The 16,559-nt window shown below is 40.4% G+C and carries 14 protein-coding genes; 12 read left to right on the plus strand and 2 right to left on the minus strand.

Annotated elements, in window-relative coordinates:
* Positions 1-65: 65 nt before the first annotated feature.
* The 6 genes from HMPREF2571_RS00955 (at position 66) to HMPREF2571_RS00980 (ending at position 8,624) form a co-directional block, all read left to right on the plus strand.
* Positions 66-968 carry a hypothetical protein gene (locus HMPREF2571_RS00955; RefSeq protein WP_013990408.1) on the plus strand — a complete coding sequence of 301 codons (903 nt, stop codon included), beginning with the start codon at positions 66-68 and terminating at the stop codon, positions 966-968.
* A complete protein-coding gene (locus tag HMPREF2571_RS00960) occupies positions 949-1,836 on the plus strand; it encodes a phosphatidylinositol anchor biosynthesis protein PIGW/GWT1 (protein ID WP_013990409.1) in 888 nt (295 codons plus the stop codon). Before HMPREF2571_RS00955 ends, HMPREF2571_RS00960 begins: the two co-directional genes overlap by 20 nt.
* Positions 1,814-2,710 carry a hypothetical protein gene (locus tag HMPREF2571_RS00965; protein WP_013990410.1) on the plus strand — a complete coding sequence of 299 codons (897 nt, stop codon included), beginning with the start codon at positions 1,814-1,816 and terminating at the stop codon, positions 2,708-2,710. Before HMPREF2571_RS00960 ends, HMPREF2571_RS00965 begins: the two co-directional genes overlap by 23 nt.
* Positions 2,711-2,903: 193 nt before the next feature.
* On the plus strand, positions 2,904-3,425 hold the full coding sequence (locus HMPREF2571_RS00970; RefSeq protein ID WP_004182334.1) for an RDD family protein: 522 nt from the start codon (positions 2,904-2,906) through the stop codon (positions 3,423-3,425).
* Between the two features lie 124 nt (positions 3,426-3,549).
* On the plus strand, positions 3,550-4,470 hold the full coding sequence (locus HMPREF2571_RS00975; RefSeq protein ID WP_013990412.1) for a DMT family transporter: 921 nt from the start codon (positions 3,550-3,552) through the stop codon (positions 4,468-4,470).
* Between the two features lie 254 nt (positions 4,471-4,724).
* A complete protein-coding gene (locus tag HMPREF2571_RS00980; protein ID WP_004182336.1) occupies positions 4,725-8,624 on the plus strand; it encodes a GH32 C-terminal domain-containing protein in 3,900 nt (1,299 codons plus the stop codon).
* An 82-nt stretch (positions 8,625-8,706) separates the two neighbouring features.
* Here HMPREF2571_RS00980 and sdaAA read toward each other — a convergent pair whose 3' ends face one another.
* The gene (gene sdaAA, locus HMPREF2571_RS00985) at positions 8,707-9,576 is read right to left on the minus strand and encodes an L-serine ammonia-lyase, iron-sulfur-dependent, subunit alpha (RefSeq protein ID WP_013990414.1); all 870 of its coding nucleotides are present in this window, start codon (positions 9,574-9,576) and stop codon (positions 8,707-8,709) included.
* Positions 9,577-9,588: 12 nt separating this feature from the next.
* Positions 9,589-10,260: an L-serine ammonia-lyase, iron-sulfur-dependent subunit beta gene (gene sdaAB / locus HMPREF2571_RS00990; protein WP_013990415.1), complete on the minus strand. Its 672-nt coding sequence runs from the start codon at positions 10,258-10,260 to the stop codon at positions 9,589-9,591.
* A 292-nt stretch (positions 10,261-10,552) separates the two neighbouring features.
* Between sdaAB and HMPREF2571_RS00995 the strand changes: the two genes are divergently transcribed.
* The 6 genes from HMPREF2571_RS00995 (at position 10,553) to HMPREF2571_RS01020 (ending at position 16,556) form a co-directional block, all read left to right on the plus strand.
* Positions 10,553-11,560, plus strand: a complete 1,008-nt coding sequence (locus HMPREF2571_RS00995) for a hypothetical protein (RefSeq protein ID WP_013990416.1) — start codon at positions 10,553-10,555, stop codon at positions 11,558-11,560.
* Positions 11,547-11,747: a hypothetical protein gene (locus tag HMPREF2571_RS01000; RefSeq protein WP_013990417.1), complete on the plus strand. Its 201-nt coding sequence runs from the start codon at positions 11,547-11,549 to the stop codon at positions 11,745-11,747. The genes HMPREF2571_RS00995 and HMPREF2571_RS01000 overlap by 14 nt, the downstream gene beginning before the upstream one ends.
* Before the next feature lie 22 nt (positions 11,748-11,769).
* Entirely contained in the window at positions 11,770-12,465 is a 696-nt protein-coding gene (locus HMPREF2571_RS01005) for a YjjG family noncanonical pyrimidine nucleotidase (protein ID WP_014632998.1), read from the plus strand.
* 71 nt (positions 12,466-12,536) lie between these two features.
* Positions 12,537-14,324 carry an excinuclease ABC subunit UvrC gene (gene uvrC / locus HMPREF2571_RS01010; protein ID WP_013990419.1) on the plus strand — a complete coding sequence of 596 codons (1,788 nt, stop codon included), beginning with the start codon at positions 12,537-12,539 and terminating at the stop codon, positions 14,322-14,324.
* 88 nt (positions 14,325-14,412) lie between these two features.
* Positions 14,413-15,963 carry a cardiolipin synthase gene (cls, locus tag HMPREF2571_RS01015; RefSeq protein WP_176745583.1) on the plus strand — a complete coding sequence of 517 codons (1,551 nt, stop codon included), beginning with the start codon at positions 14,413-14,415 and terminating at the stop codon, positions 15,961-15,963.
* A gap of 80 nt (positions 15,964-16,043) precedes the next feature.
* Positions 16,044-16,556 carry a GNAT family N-acetyltransferase gene (locus HMPREF2571_RS01020; RefSeq protein ID WP_070847013.1) on the plus strand — a complete coding sequence of 171 codons (513 nt, stop codon included), beginning with the start codon at positions 16,044-16,046 and terminating at the stop codon, positions 16,554-16,556.
* The last annotated feature ends 3 nt before the right edge of the window (positions 16,557-16,559 follow it).

Below are 16,559 nucleotides of genomic sequence, written 5' to 3' on the forward strand. Positions count from 1 at the left end.
GAGACAGTTGTGCTTATTTAAGTGAGTAAAATACAAAGGCAATTACCAAACAGGATGAAATCTAAATGAAAAAATCAATTTTTAAGGCAAGTTTTGAAGAGAGTTTAAATTTATTAGACGATGCTTCGCTTCAGTATATAAAAAAAGACTATTACGAAAAACTTGGAAAAGGCTTAAATAATGGAAAGCCAAGTATTGGTTTTAGAATAAAAAGTATTCTCTACAGTGTTTTGTTTGTTTTTGGAGGGAACTTTCTCCTTGCCTTATTTGCCTCTTCTTTGGATGTTGCAGAGCCTAAGGATTTAACTCTGCCAGTTCATAAGCCGTCCCTGTTGACCCCTGAATTATTCCTTATTTGTTGTTTTATTTGGCTATCACTCGTTCTTATTGGAAAATTTGTGCGAAAACCATTTCTTCGACCATACAGATATCGCTTTCATATCGAGACCTTTTTGTTTTGGTTCTTTCTTGAATTCAATCTCTTGGCCATAACTATAGCACTCCCGACCCTAACCTCGTTAGGAATTTGGTTTATTTACATTCTCTTGTTTATCATTGCCCTGATATTCCTCCGTATGGAGAAAAGAAGTTTGACCACTTGTTTTTTCGGTGAAGAGGCGAGAGAAACTCTTGTTGATAGAATAGCAGGTCTAATCGCCACCTATGGTTCAGGAGTGCTAGGGTTTGCTGTAATCATCAAAATAATCTTATCGCATTCGGGCATAGCAGTTTCACAAAGTTTGACCTTGTTAGGCTTGTTTTTGACATGGCTAGTCATAGATATTGGATTCTTGGCAATGGTTATCTTCATGGAGTTTCCTTTCTTTTTAGAAGGTCTCTACAAATGGAAATATCCTGAAGAATATCGTGAATGGGAAGGTAAGTCATTGGAAGAGTGGTATGGCAAAAAATACCTGAAAAAACATAAGGAGTTGTTGGAAAGTAAGAATGAAGAAATCAATCTTTAAGGCAAACTTTTATGAGAGTCGTCGTTTGCGTCATGATGGCTTTATCGATTATATGGTTCGCGAAGCAAATAGTCGTAGCATATATACCAAATCATTTAGTTTAACTAGAACCATATTTTCTTTTCTTGGTGCATTGATAATGTTTGGACTCGCTATCTTTATAGAATCAATAATGAAAGATCCGAATCCAGATACACCAGTTGAAACATGGGGAATCAATTTTTATCCAGTCTGGGTATTTTGCCTTTGTTGTTTTTTATGGTTTATCGCTTGTAGAATCAATTTATGGAAAAAGTATCCTGCCAATCTTCCATACATCACAACTCTAAATGCGAATTTATATGTTTTCTGGATGGTGCTAGCTTTTAACTTATTTTTTATTAGTATTTTAGGGAAATTTCTCACAGTTATTGGGTTAATCTTATTCTATTTATTAACCATCTTGATTCTATTTTTTATCATACGAATGAGAATTACATCAATCAAAACTCGTCTTTATGGAGTGCAAGATAGAAGTATGACAATAAGACAGAGAAAGTTCATACATATTGTTACATTGGGAGGTAGCGGAATTGTAGCAATCTGGATGATCCTGAAACTTTTGTTCCCTAGGATTGGAGAAATTAGAACTGATTTTTGGGGGACATTATCTGTTATAGGTATCTCTTTTGCTTTTAACGTAATTATTATAGGTGCATTATTTGTATTGTTTTTACCTCATTCACTGTATGGTTACTACCGAAACAAATATTCAGAAGAATATCGCGAGTTCGAAGGAAAATCACTGGAAGATTGGTATGGCAAGCGGTATCTGAAGAAACACAAGGAGTTGTTGGAAGCTAAAAATGAAGAAAAAATCAATCTTTAGTGCAAGTTTTGAAGAGAGTTTAAATCTTTTAGATGATAGTGTCTCAGGAAAATTTGCACAGGATAACTATCAGGATGCTCTAAAAAAAGAAAAATACAGAGGGACCTTGAAGTCATATGTTTGGTTAGTAATCTTGACGATCTTATTTATAATCGGTCCTAATTGGTTGATTGTTGCTTTAAATGATTATTTATTTTATCATGCTAATCCTAAGGATTTAACAGTAGACTTGCCCGGAATTAATTTTCTTCCCTACTGGGTATTTTGGATGGGACTTGCAATATGGCTTTTACTGATTATATTAGGGAAGCGATTCAACCAACAGTTCATTTTAATCTATAGAGGTCAATTTTATTTTATGGTTTCCTTTATAATATGGCTCCTAATTGAACTAAATCTTCTATTGTTGAATTTCCTTTATGGTCTAGTTGGATATTTGGGAATGGTCGCTTTTGAAGGACTGATTCTTTTTATAATCATTTACCTGATACGTGATAAGACTACCTCATTGCTAAATTTATTATATGGTGGTACCGAAATAGAGAGTCCAACTGATAGATTGTTTAATAGAGTATTTAGATTTATTGTCAAGTATGGTGGAATAGTCGTAGCACTCTGGATAATTTTTCGTACGATATTTTCGGATTCAATAAGAAATGCAGATAGTTTGGTTGGAGGATTAAGCGTTCTATTTTTATTTCTAGTGTTCAATATATTAATAGCTGCCTTTGAAATTTATTTCATGTTCCCCTACATGTTGCAGGGCTACTACAAATGGAAGTATCCTGAAGAATACCGAGACTGGGAAGGCAAGTCAGTTGAAGAATGGTATGGGAAGAAGTATATTAAGAAGTATAAGGACAAGTTTAAGTGAAAACTTAAACCAAGGAAGTCATTATGATGGCCTCCTTTTTTATTGCTCCAAATACTGTACAATAGAGCAATAATAGGTGTTTACAATTATGAAACAATCTTGATTTGCGAGGGCGCTAGCCAGCGGATATTCTTCTCAAATATTATTTAGAATATTAAAAATGTTATAATAGGAGATGAGAAAGGGGGAGACGATGATGAAAATTATAGCAATAAACCCTATTCCGTTTAAAAAAAGAATGATTGAATTTCTCTTTGATTATCTTTTCATTCTAGCTTATTTAGTTCTTCTGTTTTTAAGTTCGATGCTTATTTACATCATCTTTTTTAATGGTGTCCCAGAGTTTACAGAAATTCAGTCGCAGTGGCTTGTATTTTTCACCTCTGTTTTTCCAATCACGCTCCTTTTCACATTCTTGGATTATAAAAATGATGGCAGTTTTGGGAAGGTAAAAGCGGGACTTGAACTTGTCTACCAGAAAAAAACAGTGCAGGCTAGCTTGATTAGAAATGTCATCAAATTTTTACCTTGGCAACTCGGTCATATGGGCACGATTCATGGCTTATATAGTGATTTTGATGTGGTATCCATTATCCTTTCTAATTCGGCGACTCTACTTGCAGTTTTGCTACTGGCAATGACGATATTTAGGAAAGATAAGAGGCATCTAGGAGACCTACTAGCCCGTACACAAGTACAGCTAAGAGGTGACTAAGATACAGGTTGCTTACTTGATTCTTAAGGAAAACTGTAGACGATTAAAGGAAGTCATTACGATGACCTCCTTTTTTTATTGCTCTAAATACTGTACAATAGAATAATTACAGGAGTTTACAATTATGAAACAATCTCAATTTGCGAGGGCGCTTTGGTATGGTATTCTTGGTGCCCTCTTTTTTGCTTTTACTTTTATTTTTAATCGTAGTATGAACCTTTCAGGTGGGTCCTGGATGTGGAGTGCTAGTCTACGTTACTTGTTTAGTTTGCCTATGCTGGCTGTTTTGGTCTGGCGTAAGGGTGAGCTGGTAGGTGTATTGTCTGCCATTAAGAAAGCCCCCTTGACCTGGTTGGTCTGGAGTACGGTGGGTTTTGGGCTTTTTTATGGACCGCTGTCTCTAGCGTCCATTTATGGCGAGTCTTGGTTCGTGGCGGCTACTTGGCAGATTACCATTCTTGCTGGTCTGCTCTTGACGCCTCTCTTTGGGCAGAGGGTACCTGGTAAGCAACTGCTTATGACATTGGTTATCCTTTTAGGTATTATTCTCATCCAGATTCCTTACTTTGGTAGTGGTCTTGGTAGCGGTGTGGTCCGTGCTAGTCTCTTGATTTTACTGGCCGCTTTTGCCTATCCTTTGGGCAATCGTAAGATGATGGTCCACTGTAAGCAGGATCAGCTTTCAACGACGCAGCGTGTGTTGGGGATGACCTTGATGAGTACGCCTTTTTGGTTACTTTTGTCAGTTTTTGCTGTAGCAGATGCTGGGCTTCCATCAGGTGGACAGATTTTACAGTCTTTAATTGTAGCTGTCTTTTCTGGGGTTGTCGCAACCTTGCTTTTCTTCGAGGCGACTAATCTAGTTAAGCATAACCATAAGCAACTGGCAGTGGTTGAAGCCACTCAGGCTGGTGAAGTTCTCTTTACCCTCTTGGGGGGTTGCCTCTTCCTCGGAGATAGTCTACCTAGCCTTTTGGGATTCTTTGGGATTGCTATTGTAACCATTGGTATTATTGGAAATAGCCTGCTAACAGGCTCAGATTAAGCATAAGTATGAGACTTTCGAATGGCAAATTCGGAAGTTTTTCATTTATATGAAAAATATTATAGAAAAATGCGACATTTTCAGACGATAGTGCTATAATGATATTAAAAGTAAGCGTTTACCGTTTTAATGTAAATCCTAGAGATATTTCCGGAAACTTTGATAGGCTTATTAATAAAGGTGAATGTATTGACTTTGAATTTTCATGAAAAATGAGTTAACATTTAATGTTACTCTAAAGAAGGAGAAGAGTCATGAATGATACTGTTTGTAAAAATTGGTTTATGCGTAAAAGTGGGAAAACTTGGGTCTATGGTTGTGCCTTGGTAAGTTTTGTAGGTTTGGCCCTGGCTAGTCCTGTCTATGCGGACCAAGTGGAACAGGCAACTGTGAGCCCAACACCTCAAGAAGTGGTAACTCAAACTGACCATCAAGTTGCCCCTCAAGTGGAGCTTGCACCTAGCACGACCAAGGAAGTCCCCCAAGTGGTAGAGCCGAGCCAGTCTCTTGTTTCCGAATCTGCTAAAACAGCTCAAGAGAATCCCACTCAGCCTAGCCCTGACCAGTCAAAAGAAGTACAAACACAGGCTAGTGTGGCTGAGAAAGTGACTAACCAAACGCAAGAAGCCGATTTGAATCAGACCAATCAAGACCACTCTCCAGTTGTAACGAATAGCACCAGTCCTGTTCATGTGACAGCGGAAAAAACGGATTTGCCTAATAATGAAGCGGTTACCAATCTTGAAGGGATGACCGCAGACCAAAATGGCCACTGGGAAATGCAGGCTGACGGTATTCATTCAGAAGCCAAAGACAAGGGAGACTCTTTCCTTTATTCTCAATCCGAGGGCAAGAATTTTATCTATTCAACAGATGTGACCTTCAAGGAAGCTGGTGGTGCCGCTGCCCTCATTTTCCGTGGTAACAATGATAGTAGCGATAAAAATATGTACGGGGTCAACGTAGACTCTGGTAACCATAAGGTTAAGTTTTGGCGTTGGGTCAATAATCATGATATTCAACTTGTAGATGAGAAAGATGTGACACCAACTGCTGATGAAACCTACAATCTTAGAGTAGTTGCGGCTAATCAGTGGCTATCTTACTATGTCAATGATGTGCTTGTCGCAAGTACAGGTGACGCTGTTCTTCAAAAGAGTGACAAGGGCCAACCTCAAGTCCTTCCAGAAGGTTACTTTGGACTTCTTAATTGGAATGCCAATGTCATTTTCAAAAATACCCGCTATGTTAATCTCGACGATGCCAGTCTTCCTTTGATTGACAATCTTGTGGTGACCTCAAAGACAGGTTCTGTTGAAAAACAAGCCCAATTCTTCTCTGAAGAACCACTCCATATCCAATATGTGGGACACAATGCTGAGACAGTAGGCTTTGACATCACTAAGCATAATCCAAATGCTGTTATCAAGGTAGAGGATGCCAAGGGAAATGTCTACACAGATATTTCACAATTGCCAGTGGCTGTAGGTGCCAATTACTTTATTATTGAAAGTAGTATGACTGATTCACTAGGCCGTCCTGTGACCTTGACTTATCGTGTTAATATCCACCGCAGACAAAGTGATGATGTGTACTACAATGAGCTTTATCGTGATCAGTATCATTATTCTGTCAAGGATGGCTGGGCTAATGACCCTAATGGCTTGGTCTTCTACAAGGGACGTTACCATCTCTTCTATCAATTTTACGATGATACCAAATGGGGGCCAATGCACTGGGCCCATGCGACAAGCCGAGACTTGCTACATTGGGATGAAGAGCCGATAGCCTTCTATCCAGATGCAACAGGTCACATGTTCTCAGGCTCTGTCGTGGTTGATAGTACCAATAGCTCCGGCCTCTTCAAATCTCCGGAAGGTGGCCTAGTAGCTATTATCACTTCAAATGGTAATGGGCAACGGATTGAGATTGCCTATAGTGAGGACGAGGGGAGAACTTGGCAAAAATATGACAAGGTAGTTGCTGACTGGTCTCAGGACCCACTTCAAAACCAAGATTTCCGTGACCCTAAGGTCTTCCGTTGGGATAACCAATGGTTTATGGTCCTTGCAGGTGGTCCACTCCGCATTTATTCTTCACAAGACTTGAAGAACTGGCAAGTGGAAACAACCTATAAGGATTTGCATACGGAATGTCCTGACCTTTATCCGATTGTGGCCAATGATGGTGCACTCAAATGGGTCCTCTCACGTGGTGGTCGTTCTTACAAGGTTGGTGATTTTAAAAAAGTAGATGGCAAGTGGGCCTTTGTAGCTGATGATGTTTACCAAGACCATGACGAAATCATGAATTTTGGTAAGGATTCCTATGCTGCTATGACCTATTATGTTCATGATTTTGGGACAGCTGACCATCCAAACATCCCACAATTGACTGAAATCAACTGGATGAACACTTGGGAAGATTATTGCAATCTGGTTGCAGATACTGTAGGTCAAAAATTTAATGGTACCTTTAACCTTAACCTTGACCTTGGTTTGGTCAAATCAGGCGACCGTTACCTCTTGACCCAAACCCCTGTCAAAACCTACGAAAGCCTTCGTGATACAGACAATGCTCAATATTTTGAAAATGTCACAGTGGCTTCTGACAATGAACTGCTTAAAGATTTCAAAGGTGACACTTATGAAGTGGTTTCTCACTTTGTACCAGGTAAGGACACGACAGCAGTTGGATTTAATCTTCGCGTCGGTGATGGTCAAGCTACCAAAGTCGTTTACGATTTAACTAAGGAAACTTTGTCTATTGACCGTAGCCAATCTGGAACAATCCTTTCCGATGCTTTTGCTAAGGTTAACAGCCAACAAGTGACTCGCAATGAAGATGGTTCTATTGATTTGCACCTTTATGTGGACCGTGCGAGTGTGGAAGTCTTTGCTAAGGGAAATACGGTAGCTGGTGCTAATCAGATTTTCCCAAGCCCAAGAGCTGTTGGCGCTAGTGTCTTGGTTGAAGGTGGTCCAGCCAAAGCAAATATTGCTATCTACCCAATTAAGAGTACTTGGACTGACAAGAAGGAAGTCACTAAGGCTGTTGCCATGAACACCACAGTTGCAGGTCATTTGGCTCTTGAAGTTGGACAAAGTAAGGACTTGCAGGTTTACCTCGCACCTGCTTCTGAAGAGCAAGATGTGACATGGACAGTTAGTGATCCAAGTTTGGTGTCATATACCGAACATGACAATAAACTTTCTCTCAAAGCTCTTCACAAAGGTCATCTCACTGTCACAGCAACTTCAGTTGAAAACCCATCATTGACCAAGACCTTTAATATTGCTATTACGCTCAACAATTTTGCGACCAATCTTAAAGGATTGAAAGCTGTCACTGGTGATTGGTATATTGATGACGACACCCTTTACGATAGCAATGTCAGTGCCAATGACTTCTTCATGGCTTATGAAAGCAATGGCTTCAAGCAATTTGACTATGATATCGATGTCAAATACCAACATGGTTTGGTCAACCTCTTTGTAGCTGCGGAACGTGAAGAACCTGGTCGTGCCTACTCAGTCCAATTTGCTGACAACGACACTGTTCGTCTCTTCCGTTTTGGTGGTGAAACCATCGCTGAAGCTCATTTGGATAAGGCTATCAATGACGGTCAGTACCACCATGTCAAGGTTGTGAAAGGCAAGGACACCATGACAGTCTATGTCGATGGCAAGGAAGTGCTCCATCATCAATTTGATGCTGTGGATAATTACTTCAATCAAGCCCATGTAGGTGTCGGTCTTTGGGATGGAGCAGTAGAATTCAAAAACTTCTTCGTAACTGAAAAAATGACAAACACAAGCAGTGACACTACTGACGAACCAATCAAACCTGATCCTCAGCCAGAGCCAAATCCGGAAAATAAACCAGTGGAACCTGAGCATCAGCCTGAGGTTGCTCCAGAGCCTGAACCAACTGGACAAAATAATGGTCACGACAGTACAAACACAGTGCCAGATTCATCTCAGGATAATACTAGTAAGCAAGAAGAAAGTAACACTCCAGTGGAAACACCTAAGACTGTCACTCCACTAGTTGAGAACCTCCTCAAAAAATTCAACGCATTTAGTCTCACAACCTTCCTTGCAAGTATTGCCAAAGAAACATGGCACTTTTTAACAAAATGGCTATTCAGCTAAAATCAAAACGTTGAAAAGGCTATGTAAGAAGAAAAAACTTAGAAGTATGAAAGCTTCTAAGTTTTTTGTTTTTTACTAAAAATTACCCAAAAATTTCTTTTGCGAGTGCTTTTCCTTTCGGAGTTGCTGCTAAGCCACCCTCAGCAGTTTCCCGAAAGGAAGTTGGCATGGCTGAACCAACCTGATACATCGCGTCAACAACCTGGTCGACTGGAATGGCCGATGTGATACCCGCCAAGGCCATGTCAGCAGCTACTAGGGCAAAACTTGCTCCCATGGCATTACGTTTGACACATGGGACCTCAACCAATCCGGCTACAGGGTCGCAAATGAGTCCCAACATATTCTTAAGCACAAAGCAGATGGCCTGGCTGGCTTGGAAAGGTGTTCCACCAGCAGCTATTGTAATAGCGGCAGCAGCCATAGCAGAGGCGGAACCGACTTCGGCTTGGCAGCCTCCCTCGGCACCAGAAATCGAGGCATTATTTGCGATGACTAGACCAAATGCACCAGCAGTGAAGAGAAAATCTAATTGTTGTGATTCGCTCAAGTCTAGTTTTTCGATAGCTGTTGTTAGAACAGCAGGTAGACAACCAGCTGATCCAGCAGTAGGTGTGGCACAAACCAAGCCCATCTTGGCGTTAGATTCATTGACTGCCATGGCATTTCTTGCAGCACCCAAAACTGCAGAATCAGCCAAGGTCTTTCCATTTTTGATATAGGCATCCAGTTTGGCAGCGTCTCCCCCAGTTAAGCCAGTTGGTGATTTCTCAGGAGACAAACCAGCCTGAACAGACTCCTTCATCACTTCGAGATTTCGAGTCATCAGAGTTAGAATTTCAGGCCGTTCCCGTCCAGTTAGCTCTGTCTCTGTAGCAATCATGAGCTCGGCGATATTGCCTTGGTAATCTCGGTCAGCTTGTTGAACTAATTCTTCAATAGTGTAAAACATGCAATCCCCCTCTTAGCTGAAAAAGTTGACATTATGTAGATGAGGAATTCTAGCGATTTCAGTGACGGCCTCATCACACTGGTGCGAGTCAATTTCGATAATCATAATGGCCTTTTCACCGGCATTTTCCCGAGTAACAGTCATTTGGGCGATATTGATGCCATAACGCGACAAAATATCTGTGACAAGGGCAATCATTCCTGGAACGTCTTGGTGGACAATGATGAGAGTCGGTGTATTCATCTTGAGATTGACCGCAAAACCATTGAGTTCAGTTACTTGGATATTCCCTCCACCGATAGAAACACCTGTGGCAGAAATGGTTTTTTTATCATTTTTTAAGGTAATACGAGTAGTATTGGGATGTGGCGCATTACTATCCTTGTTAATTTTCCAGTAGACCTTAATGCCTTTTTCGTATGCGATATCCAGAGCGCGTGGAATGTCAGGGGCGTCCGTTTCCATACCTAAAATACCAGCCACTAGAGCCACATCAGTCCCGTGACCTCGATAGGTTTTGGCAAAGGAATTATAAAGTTGAAATTCTACCTCAGTCGGTGTCTCACCAAAGATGGCAGAAACAATCTTGCCAATACGAACAGCTCCTGCAGTATGACTAGAGGAAGGCCCGACCATGACAGGTCCGATGATGTCAAAAACGGATTGAAATTTTAAATTTTTCATAACACGCCTCGTTTGATTAATCTTGTATTTCAGTATACCACGAATTAAAGAGATTCGCTGTTTAAGTAAAAATCTATAGAATCAAAAAAATAACCTACTTTAAGCTTTCTTTAAGCTTCAATGGATATAATAGCAGTCTATTAAGTAAGCAATACTTATTTTTCATAAATCTGAGAGGGCGGCCTGCGGGTCGCCCTTTTGTGTTAGCATTTCATTATCAGAAAGTTTATGACTGACTACTTTTTTTATGATACAATGATTGCGAATAATTGTACTTTAGTGAGGTATCGGTTTGTCGAACGATATTTTGTTTTTTGGTCCAGATGATGATGCGTATGAAATTATTGAAGGATATGAAACTAGTCCATCAAAATTTTTAGGGAAACTTTCAGAGATTGCAACTCCATTACAAAAAAACGCACAAACAATATTTGGGCATATAGAAAAATGCTTGTATACTGCTCCATCATTTATTGAAGCAGTGAAATCAGCTGTTCCTGAATCATCATTCCAGGCAGTTCTATCATCGGAACAAAAACGAGCGTTAGCAGATGGGTCGTTAAAACTAATGACAAAAAAAGATGGCTCATTATTGGCAACTCTAGTAAATCCGAAAACCAGTAAAATAGTATCCACTATTCCTTTAGAAAATGTTAAACTAACTCCTGAATTAACACATTCTGTTATGAACTATTCTACTCAAATGCAAATTGCTAAAATTGCTGAGCAGGTTCAGACCATCCAACTAGCAATTGGAGATGTAAGAAAGGGGCAAGAAAATGATAGATTAGCATTAGCCTATAGTTGCCAACAGAAGCTATTTCAGGCCAGAGAAGTTGAAAATCAAGATATTAAAACTTCTATACTTTTGCAAGTAATATCTGATGCAGAGGATAGTCGAAATCTCTTGATGCTTAGTCAAAAATCGAATGTGGAATTTATTCAAGAAGAGCCTGAAACAACAGTTGGTAAATTTTTTAAAGGATCAAAAACAACAGATATTGAAACACGGATGTCTGAACTTAGAGAAGGATTAATGGCAATTAATATGGTTTCATTATCAGAGACTATGGCATATATTGAACTTGGTGAGCCTAACGCTGCTAAAAAATGTTTGAATTATTTTGGTGATTTCCTAAAAGAAACCTATCTAAGTAATCCGAAATTGTTAGAAAGGTTAGATATGATAGATCCAGCAGTAGAAAATTACTGGAGTGATAGGGTACCTGTTCTTGAAGATACAATTTTAAATTTACCGATTAACATTGGAAGCGAGGTATTAGAAATTGACGGAAACTAAATTTTGTAAATCAAAATCTTGTAGGAAACCTTTACATAATGACTATAAATATAAAAAATGTGAGTTTTGTAGAGCAAAGAAGATAGAAAAACTTAAGGAAAAAGGTGCAACAGTTGGTGCTACCGTTGGGGTTATAGTTAGCATTCTTGGACTTTTATTGAAAAACGGTAGAGGAAATGATGAATAAAATATCTCAAGGTAAATACGCAATGACCTACACGCATTTGCTTTTCGACCTTGACCACACCCTCCTAGATTTTGACCGTGCTGAGGATTTGGCTTTGACCTACCTTCTTGAAGAGGCTGGGGTGGCTTCACGAGATCTTAAAGTTTACAAGGATCACTATATCCCCATGAACCGTTCCATGTGGGAGGATCTTAATCATGGTTTAATCACTAAGCCTGAGTTGCTTCGCACGCGCTTTTCACGTCTTTTTGAGCATTTTGGACAGGAGGTTGATGGCAGTCACTTAGCTGGCCGTTACCAGCATTTCTTGAGCCAACAGGGGCAGGAGTTGCCTCAGGCCCATGCTTTCTTATCGAATGTTAAAGACCGAGGCCACAAGATTTATGCAGCCACTAACGGTGTTAGCTATATCCAACGAGGTCGTCTGCAAGCCTCAAGCATCTTGCCATTCTTCGATGATATTTTCATCTCAGATGAGGTGGGTGCCCACAAACCGTCTACTGACTTTTTTGAAAAAATTTCGGATCAGGTAAATGACTTTCATCCCGATTCGGCCCTCATGATTGGTGATAGTCTAACCGCTGATATCCAAGGTGGTAATAATGCAGGAATTGACAGCATTTGGTTTAATCCAAATGGTTTGGTTAATGAGACTCCAGCTGTTCCAACCTATCAAGTCAAAAACTACCAAGAAATTTTGACGATTTTGAGCAAATAGGCCACTTTTCAAATTGTATTTACCTATGACTATTAAGAGCTTTTCAGCTCTTTTTTTGCTACAATGAAAGCATGAATGATCTGATTAAACATAAGTTGGAATTGCTCCCAAACAACCCGGGGTGCTATCTCCACAAGGACAAATTCGGCAATATTATCTATGTCGGTAAGGCTAAAAATCTAAAAAATCGTGTGCGTAGCTATTTTCGTGGAAGTCATGATACCAAGACAGAGCTTTTGGTATCTGAGATTGCAGATTTTGAATTTATCGTAACCGAGTCCAATATTGAGGCCCTGCTTTTGGAAATTAATCTTATCCAAGAGAACATGCCCAAATTCAACATCCGCCTCAAGGATGACAAGTCTTACCCATTTATTAAGATTACTAAGGAGCTCTATCCAAGGCTCTTGATTACTCGCCAGGTTAAGAAGGATGGCGGTCTCTATTTTGGTCCTTACCCAGACTCTGGTGCAGCCAATGAAATCAAGAAGCTTTTGGACCGTATTTTCCCCTTTAAGAAATGTAAAAATCCGGCCAATAAGGTCTGTTTCTATTACCATATCGGACAATGTAATGCCCACACCATCTGTCACACCACTGAGGACTATTGGCAAGGTTTGGTTGAGGATGTCAAGAATTTCCTAAACGGTCATGATGATAAAATCGTTAATCAGCTTAAGGCCAAGATGAAGGATATGTCTGACCAGATGGAATTTGAGCGTGCTGCGGAGTATCGTGATTTGATTGAGGCGGTATCGACGCTGAGGACCAAGCAAAGGGTTATCCGTCAGGACATGCAGGACCGTGATATCTTCGGTTACTACGTGGACAAGGGTTGGATGTGTGTTCAGGTTTTCTTTGTTCGCCAAGGAAAACTCATTCAGCGTGATGTCAATATGTTCCCTTATTATAATGATGCTGAGGAAGATTTTCTAACCTATATGGGTCAATTTTATCTGGATAGTCGTCATCTTAAGCCTAGGGAGATTTTCATTCCAGGAGACATTGATCAAGAGTCTGTCGAAGCTCTAGTTGGAGATGAGGTCAAGGTCTTTAAACCTCAACGTGGAGAGAAGAAGCAGTTGGTTAATCTGGCGACGAAAAATGCCCGTGTCAGTCTGACTCAAAAATTTGATCTTCTTGAAAAAGATATAGCCAAGACCCAAGGAGCCATTGAAAATCTAGGCAAACTCATGGGAATTCCGACACCGGTTCGCATCGAGTCCTTCGATAACTCTAACATCATGGGAACGAGTCCTGTATCAGCCATGGTCGTCTTTGAGAATGGGAAACCCAATAAAAAAGAGTACCGCAAATACAAGATTAAGACGGTTGAAGGACCTGACGATTATGCCAGCATGCGTGAGGTCATTCGTCGCCGTTATAGTCGTGTCAAACGCGATGGGCTAACGCCACCAGACCTTATTATCATGGATGGTGGTCAAGGTCAGGTCAATGTGGCCAAGGATGTCCTACGCAATGAATTGAATCTCTCTATCCCAGTTGCGGGGCTTCAGAAAAATGACAAGCACCAAACCAACGAATTGCTCTTTGGGGACCCCTTGCAAGTCATTGATTTGCCACGTCAATCCGAGGAATTTTTCCTTCTTCACCGTATCCAAGATGAAGTTCACCGTTTTGCTATCACCTTCCATCGTCAAGTTCGTAGTAAAAATAGTTTTAGCTCCAAACTTGATGGCGTGGTGGGGCTTGGACCTAAGCGCAAACAAAAACTTCTCAAACACTTCAAGTCTATGACAGCTATCCAAAAAGCTACCGTTGAGGATATCCAAGCACTTGGCATTCCAGAAAAAGTAGCCCAGGCTCTATTGGATAAGTTAGGAGAAGATAACAATTAAAGAAACTTAAATTCATTAAGCCATTTTTTTGTTATAATAAGAATAATTAAAAAGGGAAAGGAGTCTTGCTATTAAAAACGAAGCTAAAATTGAACGTCTTTATGATAGGGGGCGTCGTGGCTTTCTTCGAGGTATCTTTAGTCGTGCCACGATTATCTTCCTAATCATCTTACTACAGCTTGTTGTTGTAGCCATGTCATACTTATGGTTGAGACAGTACAGGGTGCACTTGCAAGTAACGGAAGTGGTCCTCCGTATTCTGGCCATCATCTATCTCTTTCAAAGTGATATGGAATCAACGGCTGTTAATACGTGGCTGCTGATTGTCTTACCTTTCCCTATTATTGGAACCTTACTCCTAGCCTATACCAAACTAGATTTAGGCTATACAGGGATGAAGCGTGCGATTCAGAGCAATATTGATCGTAGTTCTGGCCTATTGAAACAGGATGATCAGGCTCTCGAAGAGCTTAAGCAACGTCACACGAGCAACTACAACTTGGTCCAATATCTTGAAAATGTGAATGGGCATTTTCCTGTCTATCGTCACACGAAGACAACTTATTTTCCAAGTGGTGAAGCCAAGTTTGAGGAAATGAAGAAGCAACTTCTTAAAGCGGAGAAGTACATTTTCTTGGAATATTTCATCATTGGTGAAGGTGAAATGTGGGGTGAAATCCTAGCCATCTTGAAACAAAAGGTTCAAGAAGGGGTGGAAGTGCGAGTCCTATATGACGGAATGAATGAATTTTCAACCTTAAGTTTCGACTATAAGAAACGTTTGGAGAGAATTGGCATTCAATCTCGTGTTTTTGCCTCTGTAACGCCTTTCTTGTCTACCTATTACAACTACCGTGACCATAGAAAAATCTTGCTGATTGATGGTAAGGTTGCTTTTACAGGTGGGGTTAATCTAGCTGATGAGTACATCAACAAAATTGAGCGTTTTGGCCATTGGAAAGATACCGCACTTATGGTTGAGGGGCCAGCAGTCGACACTTTCTTAGTCCTCTTCCTTCAGATGTGGACTTACTCTCATGAAACACTGGATGTGACACCCTATATGGTCGAACATGAGACCTTCGATACTCCTGGTTTTGTTGTCCCTTACGGAGATATCCCACTTGATAAGGATAAGGTTGGTGAGAATGTTTATATTGATATCCTAAACCATGCGCGTGATTTTGTTCATATCATGACACCTTATCTTATTTTAGATGGTGAGTTACTGCATGCTTTGAAGTTTGCGGCTGAGCGTGGGGTAGACGTCAGTATCATCATGCCTGGTATTCCTGATAAAAAGTCAGCTTACTACCTAGCTAAGACTTACTACCCAACACTTTTGGCATCCGGAGTTAAAATCTACGAGTACACACCTGGATTTGTTCATGCTAAGGTCTTTGTGAGTGACAATAGTAGAGCTGTTGTTGGAACGATTAATTTAGATTACCGTAGTCTTTATCATCACTTTGAGTGTGCGACCTATCTTTACAGGACGTCATCAGTGGTTGGTATTGAGGAAGATTTCCAAGCGACAATGGCCAAGTGTCACCGAGTCAGCATGGCTGATGTTAAAAATCGACCATTTCACCAGAAGTGCTTAGGCTTATTGACCAGATTAGTTGCGCCATTGATGTAGTGACAATTTCTGTTAGAAGAGGGTTGAGCCCTCTTTTTTTATAGTTTAAAATAAAGATAATGAAGTCGAAGGAGAAAATGATGTTAACCATTCGTCCAGCCAGCTTGTCAGATGCACAAGCTATCCAGACCATCTACGCACCCTATGTCGAGAAGACAGCTATTACCTTTGAATATGAGGTTCCCAGTGTTCAAGAGTTTGAAAAACGCATTAGCAAGACGATTGAAAAATACCCCTATTTAGTAGCGGAAGAGAATGGCCAAGTGCTAGGCTATGCTTATGCCTCAACCTATTATGCTCGTACAGCCTATGATTGGACGACAGAGCTGTCTATCTATCTTCATGAAGATGCACGTGGTCGAGGTTTGGGAAGCCAGCTCTATGATGCCCTAGAGGAGGAACTTAAAAAACGAGGCTTCTTGCGTTTTCTAGCCTGCATTGCAGTTCCTAACGAAGCCAGTATTGCCATGCATGAAAAACGCGGTTATGTTCAAGTTGCCCATTTTCCAAAAGTTGGCTACAAGTTTGAGCAATGGCATGATATCGTCTGGATGCAAAAGACAATAGACGGCCCTGTTAGGAAAATAAAGTAGAAA

It is taken from the genome of Streptococcus sp. HMSC068F04 (genome assembly GCF_001837455.1).
Classification (GTDB): Bacteria; Bacillota; Bacilli; order Lactobacillales; family Streptococcaceae; genus Streptococcus; species Streptococcus salivarius_D.

What these genes read in the sequence shown, in the direction of transcription:
- HMPREF2571_RS00955 (WP_013990408.1), top strand. Translation starts at nt 66, where the DNA reads ATGAAAAAATCAATTTTTAAGGCAAGTTTTGAAGAGAGTTTAAATTTA.
- HMPREF2571_RS00960 (WP_013990409.1), top strand. Translation starts at nt 949, where the DNA reads ATGAAGAAATCAATCTTTAAGGCAAACTTTTATGAGAGTCGTCGTTTG.
- HMPREF2571_RS00965 (WP_013990410.1), top strand. Translation starts at nt 1,814, where the DNA reads ATGAAGAAAAAATCAATCTTTAGTGCAAGTTTTGAAGAGAGTTTAAAT.
- HMPREF2571_RS00970 (WP_004182334.1), top strand. Translation starts at nt 2,904, where the DNA reads ATGATGAAAATTATAGCAATAAACCCTATTCCGTTTAAAAAAAGAATG.
- HMPREF2571_RS00975 (WP_013990412.1), top strand. Translation starts at nt 3,550, where the DNA reads ATGAAACAATCTCAATTTGCGAGGGCGCTTTGGTATGGTATTCTTGGT.
- HMPREF2571_RS00980 (WP_004182336.1), top strand. Translation starts at nt 4,725, where the DNA reads ATGAATGATACTGTTTGTAAAAATTGGTTTATGCGTAAAAGTGGGAAA.
- sdaAA (WP_013990414.1), bottom strand. Translation starts at nt 9,576, where the DNA reads ATGTTTTACACTATTGAAGAATTAGTTCAACAAGCTGACCGAGATTAC.
- sdaAB (WP_013990415.1), bottom strand. Translation starts at nt 10,260, where the DNA reads ATGAAAAATTTAAAATTTCAATCCGTTTTTGACATCATCGGACCTGTC.
- HMPREF2571_RS01005 (WP_014632998.1), top strand. Translation starts at nt 11,770, where the DNA reads ATGACCTACACGCATTTGCTTTTCGACCTTGACCACACCCTCCTAGAT.
- uvrC (WP_013990419.1), top strand. Translation starts at nt 12,537, where the DNA reads ATGAATGATCTGATTAAACATAAGTTGGAATTGCTCCCAAACAACCCG.
- HMPREF2571_RS01020 (WP_070847013.1), top strand. Translation starts at nt 16,044, where the DNA reads ATGTTAACCATTCGTCCAGCCAGCTTGTCAGATGCACAAGCTATCCAG.